Annotated in this window: 18 protein-coding genes; 17 read left to right on the top strand and 1 reads right to left on the bottom strand. The window is 44.2% G+C overall.

Going from position 1 to position 16,885, the window contains the following annotated elements; translation table 11 throughout:
- Positions 1–138 precede the first annotated feature (138 nt).
- The 15 genes from KP625_RS07185 (at position 139) to KP625_RS07115 (ending at position 15,014) form a co-directional block, all read left to right on the top strand.
- The gene (locus tag KP625_RS07185) at positions 139–849 is read left to right on the top strand and encodes a TraX family protein (protein ID WP_238296960.1); all 711 of its coding nucleotides are present in this window, start codon (positions 139–141) and stop codon (positions 847–849) included.
- Between the two features lie 39 nt (positions 850–888).
- Positions 889–1,521, top strand: coding sequence for a class I SAM-dependent methyltransferase (locus KP625_RS07180; RefSeq protein ID WP_238296958.1), 633 nt, complete (start codon positions 889–891; stop codon positions 1,519–1,521).
- A gap of 263 nt (positions 1,522–1,784) precedes the next feature.
- Positions 1,785–4,007 (top strand): ABC transporter permease, encoded by a 2,223-nt coding sequence (locus KP625_RS07175; protein WP_238296955.1) that lies wholly within the window; start codon positions 1,785–1,787, stop codon positions 4,005–4,007.
- A 97-nt stretch (positions 4,008–4,104) separates the two neighbouring features.
- Entirely contained in the window at positions 4,105–4,290 is a 186-nt protein-coding gene (locus tag KP625_RS07170) for a hypothetical protein (RefSeq protein WP_238296954.1), read from the top strand.
- A 30-nt stretch (positions 4,291–4,320) separates the two neighbouring features.
- Complete coding sequence (locus KP625_RS07165; protein ID WP_238296952.1) at positions 4,321–4,989, top strand: ABC transporter ATP-binding protein; 669 nt, start codon at positions 4,321–4,323, stop codon at positions 4,987–4,989.
- A 110-nt stretch (positions 4,990–5,099) separates the two neighbouring features.
- A complete protein-coding gene (locus tag KP625_RS07160) occupies positions 5,100–6,056 on the top strand; it encodes a COG1361 S-layer family protein (protein ID WP_238296950.1) in 957 nt (318 codons plus the stop codon).
- Between the two features lie 310 nt (positions 6,057–6,366).
- Positions 6,367–7,650: an ABC transporter permease gene (locus KP625_RS07155; RefSeq protein ID WP_238296948.1), complete on the top strand. Its 1,284-nt coding sequence runs from the start codon at positions 6,367–6,369 to the stop codon at positions 7,648–7,650.
- 132 nt (positions 7,651–7,782) lie between these two features.
- Positions 7,783–8,784, top strand: coding sequence for a sensor domain-containing diguanylate cyclase (locus KP625_RS07150; protein WP_238296946.1), 1,002 nt, complete (start codon positions 7,783–7,785; stop codon positions 8,782–8,784).
- 48 nt (positions 8,785–8,832) lie between these two features.
- A complete protein-coding gene (locus KP625_RS07145; RefSeq protein WP_238296944.1) occupies positions 8,833–9,522 on the top strand; it encodes a response regulator transcription factor in 690 nt (229 codons plus the stop codon).
- 78 nt (positions 9,523–9,600) lie between these two features.
- Complete coding sequence (locus tag KP625_RS07140; protein ID WP_238296942.1) at positions 9,601–10,641, top strand: sensor histidine kinase; 1,041 nt, start codon at positions 9,601–9,603, stop codon at positions 10,639–10,641.
- Positions 10,642–10,766: 125 nt separating this feature from the next.
- On the top strand, positions 10,767–11,078 hold the full coding sequence (locus KP625_RS07135; RefSeq protein WP_177982047.1) for a DUF308 domain-containing protein: 312 nt from the start codon (positions 10,767–10,769) through the stop codon (positions 11,076–11,078).
- Between the two features lie 187 nt (positions 11,079–11,265).
- Complete coding sequence (locus tag KP625_RS07130) at positions 11,266–11,856, top strand: HD domain-containing protein (RefSeq protein ID WP_238296940.1); 591 nt, start codon at positions 11,266–11,268, stop codon at positions 11,854–11,856.
- A 172-nt stretch (positions 11,857–12,028) separates the two neighbouring features.
- A complete protein-coding gene (locus KP625_RS07125) occupies positions 12,029–13,378 on the top strand; it encodes an MATE family efflux transporter (protein ID WP_238299920.1) in 1,350 nt (449 codons plus the stop codon).
- 126 nt (positions 13,379–13,504) lie between these two features.
- A complete protein-coding gene (locus tag KP625_RS07120; protein WP_238296939.1) occupies positions 13,505–14,152 on the top strand; it encodes an HAD family hydrolase in 648 nt (215 codons plus the stop codon).
- Positions 14,153–14,210: 58 nt separating this feature from the next.
- A complete protein-coding gene (locus tag KP625_RS07115) occupies positions 14,211–15,014 on the top strand; it encodes a TraX family protein (protein WP_238296937.1) in 804 nt (267 codons plus the stop codon).
- Between the two features lie 6 nt (positions 15,015–15,020).
- Here the strand turns inward: KP625_RS07115 and KP625_RS07110 are convergent, their stop codons facing one another.
- Positions 15,021–16,280 (bottom strand): hypothetical protein, encoded by a 1,260-nt coding sequence (locus KP625_RS07110; RefSeq protein WP_238296936.1) that lies wholly within the window; start codon positions 16,278–16,280, stop codon positions 15,021–15,023.
- 228 nt (positions 16,281–16,508) lie between these two features.
- Here KP625_RS07110 and rpmG point away from each other — a divergent pair, with 228 nt between their 5' ends.
- A complete protein-coding gene (rpmG, locus tag KP625_RS07105) occupies positions 16,509–16,658 on the top strand; it encodes a 50S ribosomal protein L33 (protein WP_021984632.1) in 150 nt (49 codons plus the stop codon).
- 15 nt (positions 16,659–16,673) lie between these two features.
- Entirely contained in the window at positions 16,674–16,883 is a 210-nt protein-coding gene (gene secE / locus KP625_RS07100) for a preprotein translocase subunit SecE (protein WP_238296934.1), read from the top strand.
- The last annotated feature ends 2 nt before the right edge of the window (positions 16,884–16,885 follow it).

Raw genomic sequence — 16,885 nt, 5'->3', positions numbered from 1 at the left:
CTCCTTATTTACGTATATAGGAATTATACTTCTTATTTATCTTGACAAACAGGAAGTATAACTGTACAATAACTGGAAGAAAACTTCCTATAAATAAGAAGCGTACCCGCTTTGCACAGGAAAAATACGGAGGATGAAATGAATGAGGCAAACAGAGGATTAAATGCGAATACTTTAAAGCTGATTGCTGTTATTGCAATGGTCGTGCAGCATGTGACCGTCATGTTTTACCCTGCAGAAAATGCATTGCACTGGAGTTTATATGCAGTTGGAAGAATTACCGCACCAATTATGTGTTTTATGATCGTTGAGGGGTATTATCATACATCGAATATAAAAAAATATCTGCTGCGATTGTTCATCGCTACATTGCTTTCGCATGTTCCACATGCACTTGCATTTGGATTCTCACCGTTCCGTTTTTGGAAAGTAACAAGCATTATGTGGTGCCTGTTTTTGGGATTGCTTGCACTTGTGATTTATGAGAAGAAAGAAATTCCAATATTTTTCCGTTTGCTGGCGGTTGGTGTCAGTTGTATTCTCTCTTACCCGGGGAACCTGAATTGTATCGTTGTTTTATGGATTCTGGGATTTGGCGTATTTCACGATAGCAACTGGAAGAAATACACGGCATTCTTTTTTGTCACGTTGTGTTATCTTGCGGAGTTCTGGGTGATTGATGCGCAGGGTATTCCGTGGATTCGACTGGTATCACTGGCAGCCATTCCACTTTTGTTATTGTATAACGGGACATTGGGAAAAAAACGGAAATGGATACAGTATGGTTATTATCTTTTCTACCCAGTTCATTTTTTAATTCTGTATGGAATAAAAATGCTATTAGGTTAAGGATGATATAAATTTTATAAGGACAAAGGAGCAACAAAAATGAGTAACTATAGTTTTGCAGTACGGACAAAAAGATGGATTCGTTTTTCAATCAATTACATAAAGGAGAGAATCCGTGGATTGGATTTCAGTATGGTTTATGTTGGTGAGATTCAGAAAAATGTTGCGGAATTTCACGGTTACAGCATGACGGATGAGAAAGATATGAAGCGGATGTTGAAGGCAATTCCTGTGAATCCGAAAGAAACTGCATTTTTGGATGTTGGATGTGGAAAAGGAATCTGTATGAAATGTGCCGTTGAAAGCGGTTATGGAAAGGTTGCAGGGTTAGATCTTGATCAGCATCTGCTGGATATCGCAAAAAAGAATATGTCTATATTGAAGATGGATGTAACATTGATCAATGCAAATGCGATAGAGTACGATGGCTATGCCGATTATGATGTGTTCTATTTCTATAATCCGTTTGGCAGAAGTATTTTCGAGCAGGTAATTGAAAAAATCAAGGAAAGTCAGCAGGTTAGAAATCGGGAAATCTGGGTGGCATATTATCACCCGGTATTTAGTGAACTGTTTGATAAGGCTGGATTTAGTCTAAAAAATGAAGTGAAGGATAAATCCAGAGATACAACAACGAAGTTCTATTATCTGCCTGCTCTTAAACAGGAGTAAAAATCTCCTATATTGGCAAGCTTCGTCAAAGTGCTTATACTTGTAATGAGAAAATTATAAAGAAATGTATGTATGACAGAAGAGAAAAGAAAGATCAGCACTTAGCGGTACGATATGGATTGCCACAAGGCGATTAACCATAAAGTGACAAAACTGTCACTTCGTTTGTCACGCCCCCGTAATGTATGTTCGATATAATGTATGTGTAAGCACAGGAAGTCTGTACTTACACATATTTTTTTGATTAACTACGGGGGAGCAATATGGAAAACTACACCAGACTTTCAATCAAATATCTAAAGTTTCAGAAAAAGCGAACCATCCTGACAATCTTAGGCGTTGCTTTAGCGTCAGGAATTCTGTTCGTGATATTAACCTTGTATTTCAGTAATTTCATCAATACACGCGAAGCACTTCGCAAGCAGGCAGACTACGAGATTGTGCTTCTGCCGGAGCAAAATCAGGATGTCTCGGCATTACTTAAACAGGATTTCGTGAAGACGGCGTATCGTGGCAAATATTACGATTATTATTCGAGCTCCTATATTGAAAATGCAATCTATATCAACGTGAAAAATCCTTACCGCCTGGATGCGGATATGGAAACCATCGAGCAGACGTACGGTGTGAAAGCACAATTAAATCAACAGCTCGCAGCCTACTATCTGCAGGGCGATACCGGAAACGATACATATATTATTCTTCTGATGTTCCTGCTTTTGTCGTTCGTGATTGCAGTCATTGGAGTCGGAATCATCCGGACGACGATCCAGTTGAATACGATGGAGCAGATCAAAGATTATGGAATCCTGCGCTGCATCGGAGCAACACAGGGACAGTTAAAAAGTGTGATATTCCGGATGGGATGCATGCAGGAGCTACTTGGAATCCTTGGAGGAATCGTGATTGGCTTCCCGATTGCATATCTGGTTGGGTTATCCATGAGTATAAAGGTTCGCCCGCATGTACTTCCTTTTCTGTATGTGCTTGTCGTGTTTATCGGAGATTTGTTCTTCGTCATGGATGAGAATGGAAAACTCGTAAAGAAGATTTCGCCAATCGAAGCAGTGCGAGGACAGACAAGTGGAACACGGAAGGTTAAAGCACGTAAGCAGAGTATCTTCGGGAAGATCTTCGGCGTGCAGGGGGATTACGCGTATAAGAATCTGATGAGCAACAAGCGTCGGTTCTTGAAAACAATTTTTACATTTGCTTTATCGATTGCAGCGTTTATCACGATTGCGACGATTTTCACTTCATTTGTACAGATGCAGAAGCAGATTGCACCTTCTTACGGAGAGTATCAGGTGTATTTCTTCAACGAGGCAAATGATGAAGAGACTGTGGATGCAGTGAAATCAGTGCTTCCAAACGAAGAGACACTCACAGACATTGCACAGAACAAAGAAGTGAAGGATGTGAAAGCAGTGTATGCGGCGGTTATGAAGGCCGCGGACTTCAAAGAATTCCGGACACATTTCACAGATGATTTCCGGCAGGAAACGTTGGAAGGGCAGATCGTTGAACGGTTGGAAACAGGTGAGAAATATAAAGACAGTGCATCGCCGGTTGACCGCGTGAGCGTGATTGGATACGGAGAGGAAGAGTACCAGGAATATGCGTCATATCTGGTCGAAGGAACGCTGGATGTCGATGAGAACGGAATTGTGCTTGTGCAAAACGTGGAAGCAACGTTGGATGAAGGCATGGATGATGAATCCTATGATGCGATTGACCTGATTGCATCAACGGTGGAATATCCGGCGACGGATTATAAGCTTGGTGACACGATTAAACTTTCGTGGGGCAATGACAAGAAGGTATATGAGATTCAGGGCATTGTCCGGATAGATAAGGACAAATTGCAGACAAAAGGATTTGTAAAGTGTATTGTGCCACTGGCAAATTATTTCCGAATGACCGGACTTGGAAAATCAGATTCCACGGGTGTGAAATGTAAGCTTCGTTCGGACAACATTTCTGCTTCGCTGACATCAAAGCTGGTGAATGTGCTGGATAGCTCGATGGGAGATTACTCGTATCCGGATGCCATCTATTCCGGAGCATTGTTTAGTACTTCCATTAGTGCAATCAAATATATTCTGGCGTTTGTAATCGTGATTTTGTGTGTGAGTTCTCTGAATATCATCAATACGACAGCAAGCAATCTTTATCTGCGGCGACAGGAATTCGCACAACTTCGCGCTATCGGCGTGTCGGTGCGGGAGCTTCGGAAGATGGTGATGCTCGAAGGTGTAATCTCCGTTATCTGTGCAAATGTGGTTGGTGATGTGCTAGGCTTTGCGGTTATGATGCCGCTTGCGAAAGCTGCGCTGGTGTTGTTCATGGTGAAGCTCACCTTCCCGATTATCGGTGCAGTAATTGGATTTGTACTATCTGTACTTGTGATGTGTGGGTCCATCTATATACCGATGAAGCGGATGTCAAACCGGATCGCAGATGATTTGAATGCAGCCGGAGATTGATGTGGAGCTTGGTTGGAGCCGGATTGAGGCTGAATTTTTTTGGGGGAAAAGCAGAAAAATAGAATGTTTGCTCCAACAGGCAGAAGAGACAAGCAAGTTGAATTTTGGGGAAAAGTTGAAAAAAAGAATATTTGCTCCAACAGGCAGAAAAGAGAAGCAAGCTGGATTGGGACAAAGAGATAGAAAACAGGATATTTACTCCAACAAAAAGAAAAGAAGAGAAAAACAGGTAGGAGTAACGAAGCAGAAAAAGAAGAATTGCTCCAACAAGAGAAATACATAACAAAAAGAAGATATCAGGAGGGAAATCAACATGGATATTGTAAAGATGGAACATGTCACAAAGATATATGGAAACGGAGACACACGGGTTTGGGCGCTCGATGATGTGAATCTGACCGTGCAAAAAGGAGAAAGTCTGGCAGTGGTCGGAGCATCCGGCTCCGGCAAGTCCACACTGCTGCATGTCATGGGCGGTGTCGATACGGTTACGAATGGCAAGGTAATCGTGGACGACCGGGACATCACAACATTGAAGGATGAGGAAATGTCGGTGTTTCGTCGGAGAAAGATTGGATTTGTATTTCAGTCATATCATCTGATTCCGGTACTTACCGTGGAGGAGAATATTCAGATGCCGATTCTGTTAGATCACAAGAAACCGGATCGGGAGTACATCGACCATGTCATTGAGATGCTTGGTTTGAAAGACAGACGGAAGCATCTGCCGAACCAGTTGTCCGGCGGACAGCAGCAGCGTGCGGCAATCGCGAGGGCACTTGCAAACCGACCGTCTCTGATCCTTGCCGATGAGCCGACCGGAGCGCTTGATTCTACAAATGGGAATGAAGTTATGGCGCTGCTGCAGGACTCTGTAAAGAAACTGAATCAGACACTTGTGCTTATCACACATAACATTGATCTTGCCAGAGAGGCAGACCGCATCGTGCGGATCACAGATGGTAAGCTGACTGAGGAGTGAGTGGGAAAACGATAGGTTGTTAGAAAGACGGATTTAGATAAGTGAAGAGAACTTTATGAAATGTCTAAAAGACAGAGGAAAAACAGGGCAGAATTAAAGGAGAGAAAATGATGGCAAATAAGTCAGGATGGAAAAATCAACAAAGCAAACATCAAAGAAGAAATCACCGTTTAAGAAAGATTATCTTTGCTATTCTGGTGGTTTTGAGTGTAGCTGCAACTGTATGTCCGTATTCCGCACAGGCGGCGACACCAAAGGTACTGGTTTCCGGTTATAAAGTATCGACAGCAACAATTTATTCCGGAGATAACTTTGATCTGACTCTGGATATTCAGAATACTTCCAAGAACAAAGTCAAAAACATGAAAGTGACGGTCACTTCCGAAGGCGGCGAGATTATTCCACTTTCCGGAACCGGAAGCGTTTATGTGGCAGAGATTGCCGGAAATGAGACCAGCGAGCAGGTATTTTCCATGGCGGCGGCAGCAGGACTTACAGAGAAGACTTACAAGCTTTCTGTGAAGATGGAGTATGAGAATACTTCCGGTGAGGCATTTGAGATGGAGGATACGTTGTATCTTCCGGTATATCTGAAACAGCGGGTATCCGTGACCGATGTCATGACTGATGATGCGAAGGTTGGTGACGATGTGGAGATTACCGCCCAGGTGAATAACCTTGGGGAAGGGACACTCTACAACGTAAATGCACGCGTAGAAGGAAAACACGTGGAGAAACAGGAGACCTACATCGGCAATATCGACACAGGGAAAAGCGGTAGTATAGATCTTCTGGCAAAGGCCATCGAGGTGACGGATTTTGACGAAATGGCAAAGGCAGAGGACTGGATCATAGTTGCCTACGAAGACCGGAATGGAGATAAGCACGAAGAAAAGGTGGACGTCTCCTTCTACATTGAGACGGTCGATTACGAAGATCTGGAAGTCTTAAAGGAAGCACCGGAGAAGACCGGCCCTGCCACATGGCAGATCGTACTGATCTGCGCCAGCGTGCTTGCAGTCGGTGTATTCGTGGGTGTAACTATTAATAAAAAGCGTTCACGATAAGGTAAAATGGAGAAATCGCAAATCCCCAAAAGTGTAAATTGAGTTGTTCAGAAATACATATTCTAAAGCAGACCATTGAAGCACGCTGGCACTTAACGAACGGCAAACTTGTTTGACGTGAGTTTAGTACCATTGCGTGATGAAGTGAGCGAGAGGAGAGCGCATATGAACCGTAGGTTCATATTTAGGATGCGCTCGACGATTTACCGCCGAACGAAAGTGCGGGGGTGCTACCCGTGCGTGTCTGCGTAGAATTGTAATTCTGAACAACTCACGATAAACTATATGGATTTGCGAAAAGGAGGAATCCATGAAATTTATCATGCACTTAACAATTCAAAATATCAGGCGCAGAAAGGCGCGTACGATTCTGACGTTACTCGGCGTGATGATCGGTGTGGTAGCGGTTGTCTCCTTATTGTCTCTGGGAACAGGCGTGAAACGGGAACTCCTGCAAGGCTATGGCGACGACACTTCGATTCGTCAGATTATTGTGCAGACACCGGAGAATAACCAAAACAAGAAAATGCTTCTGACGGACCATACCATAGAGAAACTTGCAAAGATTGACAAGGTCGCGAATGTCTATCCGCGCTATGAAGTATTTGCAAATATTCAAGTTGGACAATACACCGCCTATACGAATCTGGTCGGTATTCCTTCGGAGCAATTATCTGCAATCGCACTGACCGATACGTCCAGCCTGTCGGAGCATGCCAGAAAGCCGGAGATGGTGATTGGAAATGCGATGGGATATATGTTCTTCCATGACAACACCATGACCAGCTATCAGGATGGCGATGGGGATTTGAATAAGTGGATTGGTGAGAAAGCAAAGGTCTCACTTGGACTTGGTGAAAATGAGATTACAGATCGATTGACGATTGCAGGTGTGATGCAGGGCGATGCGGACGAGTTCAGCGAGCAGTCCCAGAGCATCTATTGCGATATTGATGTGCTACGCTCCTATCTGAAAAAACATGCCACACAGGGAGGTGTCGTGCTTGGACAGCCGGTCGATAAGAACGGAAATATGTATACGTCGTGGGTATATTCAAGCGTGGTTGTCGAAGTTGGCAAGATGGAAGATGTTGAATTTGTGGTAAAGAAATTACAGGATATGGGATATCAGACAACCAATATGAAGGAGTACCGGGATACTGCGATGCGGACGGTACGGATGCTCGAGCTGCTGTTAGGAGGCATAGGACTCATTTCCTTTCTTGTAGCGGCAATCGGTATCAGCAATACGATGACAACGGCTGTTTATGACCGGGTGGCAGAGATTGGAACCTTGAAGGTGCTAGGTTGTGAGAAACGGGAATTGATGGCGATGATTCTGTTAGAAGCGGGCATCTACGGATTTGCCGGTGGTGCATGTGGCGTGGTATTGTCGTTGCTTTTCGGAAAGCTTATCAACCGGATTGCGGCATCGGCATTACTTCTGGAGGCAGGAACGAAGATTGCCGTGATTACGCCGGGGCTTGCGCTGGCGGCAATTGGAATGGCTATGATACTTGGAACGATTGCGGGATATTTTCCGGCACGATGGGCGGCGAAGCTGTCACCGCTTACGGCAATGCGCAGAGATTAAAATGATAAAAATGTCAGGGCAATTATGGGTGGAAATTGCTCTGATTTTTTTGTATAATATACGTCAAAGATCGATATGCAGCTTATTGGTGGGATTGGTGGGTGAATGCAGAAACGATAAGGAGAAATACACATGATGAATATTAATTATAACAAATTTATTGCAGATATGATCCGATACGCATCTTCCGCGGATACGCCGGAGTCATCCCTAGAGCAGATCCTTGAGTATATAGGCAAAAACCTGCATTCTTCGAGAGCGTATATCTTCGAAGATAATAAGGATGGAACCTATAATAACACATATGAGTGGGTCGGGGACGGCGTTACAGCCGAGAAAGAGAATCTACAGAATGTTCCATACGAAGGACTGCTGGATGTGTGGTTCCGCGAATTCGAGAAATCAAAAAATATTATTATACCGGATGTAGAGGCATACAGGGAAATCAGTCAGGATGTCTACGATATATTGAAACCGCAGAATATACATTCCCTGGTCGCAGGACCGATTGAGATTAACGGTCGGTATATTGGATTTTATGGAGTGGATAATCCCCCGGCCGATCATCTTGTCAGCATTGCGAATCTGATTGATATTATGGACTTTGTAATATCGATGATGATCCGGCTGCGTGACAACTCCCGTACGATTAAGAATATGGCAGTGAAAGATCAGCTGACAAACTGTAAGAATCGTATGGCACTCAAATGGGCCTATGATGACACTTATGATAAAGAAAAATCCATTTTTGTTCTCATGTGCGATCTGAATGGCTTGAAGAAAATAAATGATCAATATGGCCATGATGCAGGAGACAGGTATATCTGTGATGCGGCAGATATCTTGCAGGAGTGCTTCGGAGAGGATTATGTGTACCGCCTGGGCGGTGACGAATTTGTGGTGGTTTGCCTCAATTCAGAAGAAGCGGCATTGACTGCGCAGATAGCGAAGGCAAGGATGTACAGCAATCTGAAGAAGGTCGGAATGTCGCTTGGATACGCATATCGGAACAAATCGCATGAACCGTTTTCGAATATTTTGAGAGAGGCGGATCGCAAGATGTATATGGAAAAGCAGGAATATTATGCATCGAAGAAAGCAGAGGAGAAGCATCCTGAAAAAGCAGGAAAATGATTTGATAGATTTCGTTAATATACTGGATATAAAAAGGAAATGCGTCATATGGCACACAGAATATTGATGGTGGAGGATGACTTCGCCCTCGCAATGGGAACTGAATATGCGCTTGCTTCGGAAGGCTATGAGGTGGCAACTGCGGGGAATCTTGCTCAGGCACGCGAGAAATTTGATGATAGTGTTGCACTTGTGCTACTGGATGTGATGCTGCCGGATGGAACCGGGTTTGAATTTTGCAAGGAACTACGGGAGCGGAAATGCGATGTCCCGATTATATTTCTTACAGCGGTCGCAGAGGAGGCAAATATCGTTCAGGGGCTGGAACTTGGCGCGGATGATTATGTGACGAAACCGTACCGGGTGAAGGAGCTACTGGCACGGGTGGCAGTGAATATCCGGCGGTATGCGCAGGCACGTCAGACAGATAAAGGCGATAAAAATCTCGTTATGACATTTGGAAACACGACCTTTGACGGCAGTGCATTTACTCTCACGCAGCATGGTGAGAAGCTTGATTGTACGACAAGTGAGCTGCGTTTACTGCGGTTTTTATTACAGCACCGCGGGCAGGTGATCAGCCGGAGTGCAATCATGGAACAGCTCTATGATGTTGACGGAGAATTTTTCGAGGATAACACGCTTTCGGTATACATAAAAAGACTTCGGCAGAAGCTGGGAGAGGATGGAGCCTATATCGAGACGGTGCGTGGAATGGGATACCGGTTCCGGAAGTGACAATGTCTGAAAAATGAAACGTGTAGAAAAGCCGGATGAAACACGGAATCGAAAATACATTGGCGGTAGAGTATAGTTATGATGCAGGCAAAAAGTTACGAATTACAACAATTTCATAAGCGTTTTTTCATATACGGCGGTATTGCATACAGCATATACGCCGTTTTTGTTGTGCTTGTTTTGTGGCTGCGTGGCTGGCAGTTATGGGTAACACTGTTACTTGGCTGCCTGCTGCTTGTAAGTGCTTATGTGGCAGGTCGTTGTTCGATAGGAACTACGAGCCGTGAGCTTCGTGCCATTGTCGATATCATGAATCAGATTTTGGAAGCGCCGGAACAGGTTCCTGCAGAGCCGTATAAACAGGGCGAGCTTGGAGAGTTATATACGAATCTGTATAAGCTGGTACAGGCGTTAAAGGAGAGTAACCGCAAGGAGCAACAGGAGAAGATATTTCTGCGGGATATCATGTCGGATATCTCCCATCAGTTGAAGACCCCGCTTGCATCGCTTACGGTATTTTTAGATCTTCTGTATGATGGGCGTGTACCGGATGCAGATAAGCAGAAGCAGATGCTCTTAGAATCGAAGAATCAGGTCAGCCGTATGGAGTGGATGGTGCTGTCCATGCTGAAGCTTGCGCGAATCGAGGCGGGCGCCATCCAGTTTGAGAAGCAGCCGTGCAGCCTGTATGCGATTGTGGCACAGGCGAAGGAGAGTGTCGCGTATCTGACGGAGAAACGCGGACAGCACATCGATGTGCAGATCGATGAGAAACAGATGCTTGTCTGCGACGGAGACTGGCTGACCGAAGCAATCATCAACCTATTTAAGAACGCATCGGACTATTCCGGCGAGCAGACAACGATCCACATCCGGACCGAAGACAATCCAATGTACACGCGCATTTATGTGAAGGATGAGGGATGCGGCATTGCGGAGTCGGAGCTTAAAAATATATTCAAGCGCTTCTACCGTATCAACAAAGAGGTCAATCCGAACAGTGTCGGTATCGGTCTTTCCCTCACAAAATCGATCGTGGAGGGCATGGGTGGCAAGATATCTGTGCGAAGCGAGATCGGGAAATACACGGAGTTTATACTGACGTTTGTGCATACATAGATGGATTTGTGGGGATGCGTAAGTGTAAGTATATCTGGATTTAGCAGAAAACAATTGAGTTATTCCAACCAAAGTGTTACACTCATAGAGAAGTATTGCGGCAAAGAAAAAAATGAGGTGTAGATATGGAACAGACAGGCGGAAAGTGGATGTCTCTGATCGGGGCATACATGATCGTAAAGGGAATTGTCAATCTGATATTGGGATTTTCGGTTGGAAATATTGTGACACTGCTAATCAGTGGCGCACTTGCATTCCTGATCATCAAGGGTGTGCCATATATGAATTATGTGACCGGCGCGTATCTGGCGTTGATGAGCGTGATACATATCATCCCGAATATTCAGGGACATCATTGGTTTTATCTGGCAGAGGGGATTATTGATCTGGTTGCAGCGGTTGTGTTGTTTACAAGCGGAAGAACCAAAGAATCATAAAGCGAAAATAAAAACATGGAGGGAGCGAAAGCCCAGCCATGTTTTTCGTTTCTTTGAAACCTGTCAGAGATATACAGCTTCCATGTATGCCGGCATTGAGTCGTTTTCAGAACAATAGTATGGAGTAAGAAAGCGACTTTTCTATATAATGGAAATGGATAATTAATATAAAAACGGAGCGAATAAAATGAACGAACGATTAGATAAGCAAATGGATTTTATCCGGGAGATTGACAAAGAGAAATTTATTACCCGGATGACGAAATTAACCGATGGAAAAAGACGCGAAAACGATGCAGAACATGCATGGCATATGGCAATCATGACAATCCTGCTTTCGGAATATGCAAACGAGGAAATTGACGTGCTTCGTACAGTTACAATGCTTTTGATCCATGATCTGGTGGAGATTGATGCAGGAGATACGTATGCCTATGACGAGGAAGGCAAGAAGACGCAGGAAGCAAGGGAGAAGAAGGCGGCAGACCGTATCTACAACCTGCTTCCGGAGGATCAGGCAAAGAAACTGTATGATATCTGGCTGGAGTTCGAGGCGAAGGAGACCCCGGAAGCGAAGTTCGCACGCGCGATGGACAACCTGCAGCCGATGATGCTTACCGCGAGTACGGGTGGTTTTGACTGGAAGGACCGGGGCGTGCGTGCGGAGCAGGTAATGAAACGAAACGAGATTACACCGCAAGGCTCAAAGACGTTGTGGGACTATGCGTACGAGAATTTTATCAAGCCAAATGTCGAGAACGGGAATCTGCAATCATGACAGCCTGAGAACCAAAATATGCATGACATATGACTATCAGAGAATAATGAATCAGAAAAGAAAAATAGCGAATTATCAGATATAATGGAGGCGAAATATCGTGTCCGAGGAGACAAGAAAGAACGATAGAACAAAGAAAAAAATAAAAAATAAGAAAAAATATGAGATTGATATGTGTAACGGTGCCATCCTGCCGAAGCTGCTGGCGTTTACATTGCCGTTGATGTGTTCGAGCGTATTACAGCTTTTGTTCAATGCGGCAGATATCATCGTTGTCGGAAGCTTTGCCGGAGACACCGCGCTTGCGGCGGTTGGAAGCAACACCGCACTCATCAATCTGCTGACGAACTTTTTCTTAGGACTGTCCATTGGCGCAAATGTACTGGTGGCGCGGTTCTATGGTGCAAAGGCGGAGGAAGATGTGAGCGATACCGTACATACAGCGATGCTGCTTAGCATCTTCAGCGGCATTATTCTGACGGTGGTCGGATGCCTCGGTGCCAGACAGATCCTGATCTGGATGCAGACTCCGGAAGATGTGCTGCCGCTTGCGACAACCTATCTGCGTATCTATTTTGTTGGAATGACATCTATGATGATCTACAACTTCGGTAGTGCAATCCTGCGGGCGGTCGGAGATACGAAACGGCCACTCTATTATCTGTCGGTAGCAGGCGTTATCAATATTGGACTGAACCTGCTCTTCGTGATTGTGTTCCGGATGAGTGTGGCAGGCGTGGCACTGGCGACGGTTATCTCCGAGACAATCTCCGCCGGTCTTGTACTCCGTTGCATGATGCGTGAGAAAGGATGCATCCGGCTGACATTATCGAATTTAAAGATTCATCCGGGGAGATTCGCGGAGATATTGCGGATCGGTTTCCCGGCAAGTCTGCAAGGGGTGATTTTCGCCATATCAAATGTCATCATCCAGTCGTCGGTGAATTCCTTTGGATCTACGGTTGTTGCCGGTAATTCTGCGGCAAGTAATATCGAAGGCTTTGTATATGTGTCCATGAATTCCTTTTATCAGGGTACGATCAGCTTCACGAGCCAGAATGTCGGCGCAGGCAAATATGAGCGTGTAAATAAGATTTTATTTACCGCACAGGCATGTGTCATTGTGACCGGATTGGTGCTTGGTAATCTGGCAGTGCTTTTTGGACATGACCTGCTCGGATTTTATACGAAGAGCGCGGCTGTGAAAGCGGCAGGTATGAATCGTTTGAAGATTATATGTACAGTTTATGCGCTGTGTGGTATTATGGATGTCATGGTCGGATCCCTGCGAGGGCTTGGATATTCGGTGATGCCGACAATCGTATCGCTTGTTGGTGCCTGCGGACTTCGGCTATTGTGGATATTTACATTTTTCCGTATGTACGGGCAGTTTCATACACCGCAGTCGCTGTATCTGACGTATCCGGCAAGCTGGTTGATCACGATATGTGCGCATGTAATCTGCTTTGTGATTGTGCGGCGGAAAATCGGCAGAAGGCTTGCAGCACAGCGTTTGGCATAATAAAATGCAGATATATTTTGTATGCATGAGGAATCCGGTGAAACAGGCAATATCAATGGTTGGAGTGTATGTGGGAACTATTTCGGGGAATAAATAAGATATAAATATCTATAAAGGAGACTTACGATGAAACAGGGTATCATATTTGACATGGATGGCACATTGTGGGATTCTGCGGATGGAGTCGCAAAATCATGGACACAGGTGATTCAAAACGAGTATAAGAAAGATATGGCAGTTACCGAGCAGGATATCAAGCGGGTGATGGGCAAAACAATGGACGTGATAGGAGATATTTTTTTCCCGGAGCTTACTTCGGCGGAACGGAAATCTCTGGTTGAAAAATGCGGTGACTGGGAGAATGAGTATCTCCGCAGAAACGGAGGAAAACTTTACCCGGAGTTGGAGAATACACTGAAAAAACTCAAGGAACAATATCATCTCTATATCGTAAGCAACTGTCAGAGTGGTTATATCGAGGCGTTTTTAGACTACTATAATTTCGGGCAGTATTTTGAAGATATTGAATGTTATGGAAATAACGAGAAGAGTAAGGGGGATAATATCCGTCTTGTGATGGAACGAAACAGTTTGGAACAGACGATTTATGTGGGCGATATTCAGGGGGATTACGATGCAACGATGCAGGCTGGTGCAACCTTCATCCATGCAAAGTATGGGTTTGGAACGATCAATACAGAGGTTGCGGAAATTGAGAAGTTCAGTGATCTTCCGGAAGTGGCAGCCGGAGTTTTTCGGGAGATGGAAGCATAATCGACATATGGTAGGATGATTGCTGTGTGCATGACGAAAGAAGAGGGAGACCGGTAGATTGGAACAGCTTATTCAGGCAGAAAAAACAGAAGATACACGCAAAGGTATCACGGGCAGTACGCTGAAGATCATTGCGATGATTACAATGCTGATCGATCATATTGGAGCTACGGTTGTGATGCAGCTTGTCACAAAAAATCCGGCCAATTTTGATGCGTTCGGAAATGTGCGTATGACAGGTATGGTATTGTTGTATTATATCCTGCGCGGAATCGGAAGATTGTCTTTTCCGATTTTTATCTTTCTATTATTAGAGGGTTTTGTGTATACACACAATCGGTTTTTATATATTGGACGGTTGCTGCTTTTTGCAATCGTTTCGGAGATTCCGTATGATCTGGCGTTTAATATAACATCCATGTGGGTCCGGAAGGGACATTTTCTGGAGTTCACAAATCAGAATGTGTTTTTTACTTTGGCAATCGGTCTGATTGTGCTGACCGGATTGGAAGGCCTGCGCAGTCTGCATATGGATACAATCTTAAAAACAATTCTGATTGTTGGCGTAGTGGCATTTGGTGCGGCACTTGCGTATGCGCTACATGCGGATTATGGGGCGTATGGTGTATTGGCAATCTGTGTGGCATATGGATTCCGGGATCAAAAAAAGGAACTGCGGATGGCAGCTCCCTGTGTGATATTGTGTGTAATGGATATGTCTGAATTATATGCACTTGTGGATGCGGGTATCATATATTTCTATAATGGAAAACGGGGCTTGAAACTAAAATGGGCGTTCTACATATTTTATCCGCTGCATTTACTGATTCTTGCCGGCATCTGTTTGCTGCTTTTTAAATAAGAAATACTATGCATAATTATTATACATCAGACCGCTGTAAACAGACTGCGTGTACGTTGCGGTCTGTTTTTCTTTTGCATTTGGATAAGTCACAATCAGTCGGTCAACATAGGCAAGCGGGTCTAAAGTCAGTCGATTCACGGCTTTGGAGATATCCTGCCGTAATAAAGAATCAGCTCCGAATAATGTATTCAGTGAATCGTAGGAAATGCCGACAGCCTGATCTATGTTCAGTGTCAGACGACGGTCTTCACCGACTGTGATGCCGATGGAAGCAAGCTGGTCCTCGTGTCTGGATACGATTCCGGAAATATCATGATAGAGATTCCTGCTTCCGATGGTCGTAGGTTCCCCTTCTTCGGAGAGCGTAACTAACTGATTGTAAGCATCAGTGAAGCTGGTGAGCTGATCGACAAGCAGATGTCTGTCCGGTGTAAAACGTACATTGACCGGAGTATCTGTTATCTTGTGAAAATCAAACTCTGCCATCTGATTAATGGATATATGATTGGAGGCAGACGAATGAACCAGATCATTGATATAAAATCTTGCGTTTTCAGGATAAGTCTTTACCTGATTTAAGCCAAATGTATTAATCACATCTGTATCTTGTTTCTGATTGAAGGAGAAATATAAGGATGTGTCAGTTGATGGCGTACCCGTATCGTTGGAGGTGAGCATCAGTGCACTTGTAATTCCTTCCTTAATAATAGAAGCGCGGATATCAATATGCCTTCGGTTGATCTGGTCTGCAAGCTGTTGCTGGAGAGACAGATTTGTGTCGCTGTCAGATACGGACAGGGTGAATGGCAGACTGCCATGTTCGGTCTGCATGGAAAAATTGTAATTGCCGGGTGCTAGTGCGATGTCGTCAGATACAAGGTAATTACCGATGTTTACCTGCTCGCGGGCAAGCTGGTCAATCTGTAAAGTCATCTGATCCGGAAGCTCGCCTGTCGCATGTGCACGGAAGGAACCGGATATGGCGTCCGGGTTATCCGTAAATATCTGCTTTTTCGTATAAAGCTCGCTTTCCGGATTGGCAAGCTGGTCTGTGATATCACGCAGCGTCAGAGCCTGCTCTTTGATATCAATCATATGGGTCTGTCTGGATTCTGAAAGTGACACCAGATAGAGCGGGGATGACTGATTGTATTTGGAAATATTGTTATAAACAGCCTTGAGTTCGGAAGCCTTATGAGTCCGTGTGCGTTTTTTCGGTACGAGATCATGGTTTAAATAATTGTAAACTTGTGATATATTCATAAGAAGGCCTCCTTTCCCGATGTAATGAAGTAAACTATCATATTATGTATTATATGTTGTATAGATTAAATATAGTATAAATATCGTAAAAATTCAACTTTTTCCTTGACTTTACAGGTAGGTTTTGTTATTCTAAAGCTTGCGATGGAAGAGGTCCTTTTTTTTTGCACGAAAAAAGAGGATTCTATTATGTCATCTGTGAAAAAATAAATATGGAGGTGGATAGTTGTGCGTGTAAAAATTACATTGGCATGTCAGGATTGTAAACAGCGTAATTACAATATGACAAAGGATAAGAAGACGCATCCAGACAGAATGGAAACAAAGAAGTATTGTAAGTTCTGTAAGAAGCACACGATGCACAAGGAAACAAAGTAATCGGAGGAGTAGTCTATGTCAAAAAAAGAAGAGACTTCTTCACCTTCCTTGAAAAGAAGCTGGTTTCAGGAGCTTAAGGGCGAGTTCGCAAAGATCACTTGGCCTGCAAAGGATAAGCTTGTGAAACAGTCTGCGGCTGTAATTGTGATTTCCGTAATTCTCGGATTTATCATTGCAGGTGTGGATTACCTGTTACAGATCGGTTTAACTTATATTGTTGGTTAGGT

Source organism: Eubacterium sp. MSJ-33, from assembly GCF_022174665.1.
In the GTDB taxonomy this organism is placed as follows: Bacteria; Bacillota; Clostridia; order Lachnospirales; family Lachnospiraceae; genus Coprococcus_C.
This window is presented reverse-complemented; position numbering and strand designations above follow the sequence as displayed.